We start from the raw sequence: 4,458 nt of genomic DNA, 5'->3' as shown, positions 1-4,458 counted from the left end.
AATTACGCCCTACAGGTTATGGGTTTTAATGTAGGTTAGAATTCATTCTGACAAAGGCGCAATAAATTACGCCCTACAGGTGATGGGTTTTAATGTAGGTTAGAATTCATTCTGACAAGGCGCAATGAATTACGCCCTACAGGGGCGGTGATCTAATGTAGGTCAGCATTCATTCTGACAAAGGCCCAATAAATTACACCCTACAGGGATGTGCTTCATTAAATACCGCGCTACAATTAATTTTCTAACCGCCATTGTTTAAGTAATTCTTTTGCCAACGCCTTATCTGAAAACTCTTGTTCGGCTTTTACAGCTTCAGTCAGCAGCTTATATGCCTCTCTATCCCGTTGTTCGGCTTTCAACGTCACAGCTAGGTGATATTTCACTTCAGCGTTGTCAAAGTCGAGTACTAATGCTTGTCTAAATAACGAAATAGCTTCAGATCGTTTTCCTAACTGAGTATTAATCCATGCGAAGGTGTCAATAATACTAGGGTTGTTAGGCGCCTTTTTATAGGCTTCATTAGCATATTCTGCAGCTAAGCCTTTATCCCCTAAGCGTAAGGCAATGTTGGCAGCGTTGTTAAGCAATATTGGCATACGTTGAAATTTCTCAATTAACCCTTGGTAAGACGTTAAAGACTTAGATAAATTATCTTGTAAGGCATAACTTTCGGCAAGGGAGATCTCGGCCACAACATCATCAGGGTTTTTGCTTAGCCACTCTTTAATCAAGGTTTGTGATTTTGTATACATTCTTTGTTTATTTAACACATTGAATAAACCATAAGTTGATTGCTTACTTTGATTTTTCTTGAGGGCTTTGCGGTAATATTGTTCTGCTTTTGTTAATTGTTTTTGGGCTTCAAATAGCTGCGCGTTCAAGATATCAACCACATCTTGTTCCGGTATCAATTTGTTAATGGTATAGATAACTTGCTCAGCACGTGCATAGTCTTTTTGTGACAATGCAATTGGAAAAAGCATGAGTAATGGCTCAATGCGCTTTTCATCCCATGCAGTTGCTTTATTTAATGATCTTATCGCACCATCTCTATTGTCTATTTTTAGCTGTGCTTGGGCTAATAACATATACGTTTTTGTTCGATCAGCTGATTCATTTACGGCTGATTTAAAGGTGTCAATTGCTTTTAGCGGTTTATTTAATTTGCCATATAAGTGGCCGAGTTTGATCTTTATCTTGCTGTCTTTAGGATGTTTTTGTAAATAAGCGAGTAATATTGGTTCAGCTTTACTATATTTTTTGGTAATAAAGAAATAATCAACTAATTTGGTTAAGGTAAATACATTTTGATTATCAAAGTCAAAGGCTTGTTGATACTGTGCTAATGCCTTATCCATTTGGCCAATTTTCAAATATAGATCAGCCAATTCAACAATTAACTTTGTGTTTTTAGGTTGAAGTTCCACCTTGCTTTTTAATAGTGCTATTGCCGATTCTGGGCCTTGAGCAATAAACTCCATTCTGGCGAGATGTATAATTGCATCACTATTTTCGGGTTGAAGTTTTACGGCCTCTAAAAAAGCCGCTCTTGCCTTCTCTATATCACCAGATAAGCCCAGTGCTATGCCATGCTGCTTTTGAAAATAGCTGTTTTGCGGTTGAGCATTAACTAACTTTTGCGTTAATTCTTTTGCTTTATCAAACTGATTCGTTTTTAGATAAGCCTCAACAAGAAGTAATGTGATATTGGGGCTATTGTCATCTGACTTTTTTGCATCAAGCAAGTTGCTGATCGCTTGTGAATAATTGCCTGCAAGGATCTCACTTTGCGCTAAATTGCTTAGTGCGCTGCCATAGCCAGGGGTCAAACTCACCACTTTTTCAAAATAATACTTTGCTTGTTCAATTTTGCCTAACTCCATTAACGAAATGCCAAGTAAAGATAACAAAGCGGGGTCATCAGGATAATAAACGTTAGCTTTAGACAAAAGGTTTTTGGCGTTTTGCGGATTGCCTTGCTTTAGCTCGATAATGGCAATATATCTTAGGCTGCCAAAGTCATTTTCTTTTATGGTTAAATAATATTGAAAATAGCGTAATGCATCTTCAAAGTTTCCTAAATTATAATTTGTGACCCCAGCAAGAAAAAGGTAACTAGGGTTTTGTTTCATTACTTCATCAGAAATACTATTTAAAGTAACAATCGTTTCATTAATCTTGTTTTTACTATCCTCATTGTCTCCTAACTGCGCACTAACAATAGCGCGCAAATATTTTGCTCTTGGCTCTAGAGGGATTTTTGCTAAGATCAAATCAAGATCTTGCGCAGCTTCAGCCCATTTTTCATTGGTAATATAAAGTGTTGCTCTATTAAGCCTTACTTGTAAGTGTTCGCCATCGCGTTCAACCATATCGTTAAGGATAGATAATGCTTTTTCGAACTGACCTTGTATTTGATAAAGCGTAGCTTTCATAATCCACGCATTTATTAATGGCTCATATGATAATAGGGCTTGGTCAACAAACTTATTAGCTTTAGCGAGGTCATTCTGGTTGATAGCAACTTGGGCAATACCTAACATAGCTAACTGAAAATCAGATTGCATTGCTAAGGCTTCACTGAATGCTTGTTCCGCTTGACGTAGTTGATTTAAGCCAAGATGTGCTTGCCCTCTTGAAAATAAAATACGACTTTCAATATCATTTCCACGGTAGCCTGATGTTGCTACGTCTAATACTTCACGATATTTATCTTGTAAAATAAGAGATTGTGCAAGCAGTGCAACAATTTGGTTAAAGTCAACCCCGCGCCCTTGTAGGTCATAAAGCTCTGTTTCAGCCATTTCTCCTTGACCTTGAGCAACTAAAGTTTCTACCAGTAGAATACGAGAAGGGATATGATCAATATCTGCTTTTAACGCATTTTTTAAATGAATAATCGTTTCATTATATGCTTGTTTATGAAAACTTTTTAACGCGTCTTCATAAGCTTCATTAGCCTGTAACGTATAAGACGTAAAAAATGTAAACAATAGCAAAGAAATTTTTAATGCACGGGTCATAAGGACAACAATGTATAAGTTGATAAAGTGTATATAAGGATTATTGCACTATTAAAATTAAACGTTAAGTATTATACTGAGGTTATTAAATAAAAAAGTGTCGAGAGTTTTTACAGTCATTACTATTATCTGTATAGCGGTTTGAAAAAACCAAGCATAAACAGATGGATATATCTTTGGCTTGATTTTTGCTTTGTTTATATCATTGATGTTGAAAAATTGATTATTTATGGAACTATTATGAAATTTATTACTAAATTGAGCCTTGCATGTGCCTCAATAGCCATGATGGCTTCTTCTCTCAGCTATGCCGGTACAGTGCCTGCAAATGCGTTATTTGATAATTATGTCGGTGCCGATGGTGGGAATCAATCAACCCAAGATGTTTATGGTGGCGCTAATTATGATATAGAGTGGATGACTGTCGATAGATCAGTCGCTGGTGAGCTTACGGTACAAATTAAATCTGCATTTATTTCACATAACACCAGCTCTTATTATGATTTAGGTGATTTATTTATAATGGACAGAGATGATTACACTGAAGCTGATCAATGTTCTGATGGTTCTGGTAGAGTAGGTTGTAATGAAAGTAGCCATCAAGCAACTAGCGATACTAAAAAAAGTACCAACCAATGGCAATATGCTTTTGATCTAGGTGGTAATAGGGGCTATAACCGTTATAATCAGCGTGGCAATTTAAGAGATATAGCTAACACTGGTTATACAAGCTACTCTTCTGATGTTATCAAAACTGGTGAAAGCGGCGGACACCGTGGCTGGCAAGTTATTATGTCTAAAAATGCACCTAGCGCCGTTGGCTCAGGTGGACATTGGAGCACAAATACTTACTCTGATATTTTAACCATGACTTTTGATATCAGTGCTTCTACATTGATGGATGCAGCGCAGTTAGCTTTTCGTTGGCAGATGACATGTGCAAACGATATAATAGAAGTGGTTACCGGAGCTAAATCAGGTAAAACAGAAGTACCTGAGCCAGGAACACTTATGCTAATGTTACTTGCAGGGCTGGGATTATTTGCTTCTAGACAAAAGAAAGTCAGGAACTCTAAAGTATAACTAGGGTTTGTAATTAAATCCTAAACAAGATTAAATGAAATGGGCTGTAATACAGCCTATTTTTTTGTCTGTAATGTAGGTTATAATTCATTCTGACACTTTCATTGGTGCAATGAATTACACCCTACATTGATACTGGCGCAATGAATTACACCCTACAGGGGTAATCTTCAAGGTTTGTGGTTCTATGTGGGTTAGAATTCATTCTGACATTGACTCTGGTGCAATGAATTACACCCTACATTGATACTGGCGCAATAAATTACGCCCTACAGGGGTAATCTCCAAGGGTTGTGTTTCAATGTAGGTTAGAATTTATTCTGACACTTTCATTGGTGCAATGAATTAC

2 protein-coding genes are annotated in these 4,458 nt (G+C 36.9%); one reads left to right on the top strand and one right to left on the bottom strand.

Annotated elements, in window-relative coordinates; genetic code table 11:
* Positions 1-236 precede the first annotated feature (236 nt).
* Entirely contained in the window at positions 237-3,026 is a 2,790-nt protein-coding gene (prsT, locus tag ABXG98_RS18900; protein ID WP_353540268.1) for an XrtA/PEP-CTERM system TPR-repeat protein PrsT, read from the bottom strand.
* 240 nt (positions 3,027-3,266) lie between these two features.
* Here prsT and ABXG98_RS18895 point away from each other — a divergent pair, with 240 nt between their 5' ends.
* Positions 3,267-4,109 (top strand): PEP-CTERM sorting domain-containing protein, encoded by an 843-nt coding sequence (locus ABXG98_RS18895; RefSeq protein ID WP_353540267.1) that lies wholly within the window; start codon positions 3,267-3,269, stop codon positions 4,107-4,109.
* Positions 4,110-4,458: the final 349 nt, after the last annotated feature.

This window comes from Colwellia sp. KU-HH00111 (assembly GCF_040362745.1).
Taxonomy (GTDB): domain Bacteria; phylum Pseudomonadota; class Gammaproteobacteria; order Enterobacterales; family Alteromonadaceae; genus Colwellia.
This window is presented reverse-complemented; position numbering and strand designations above follow the sequence as displayed.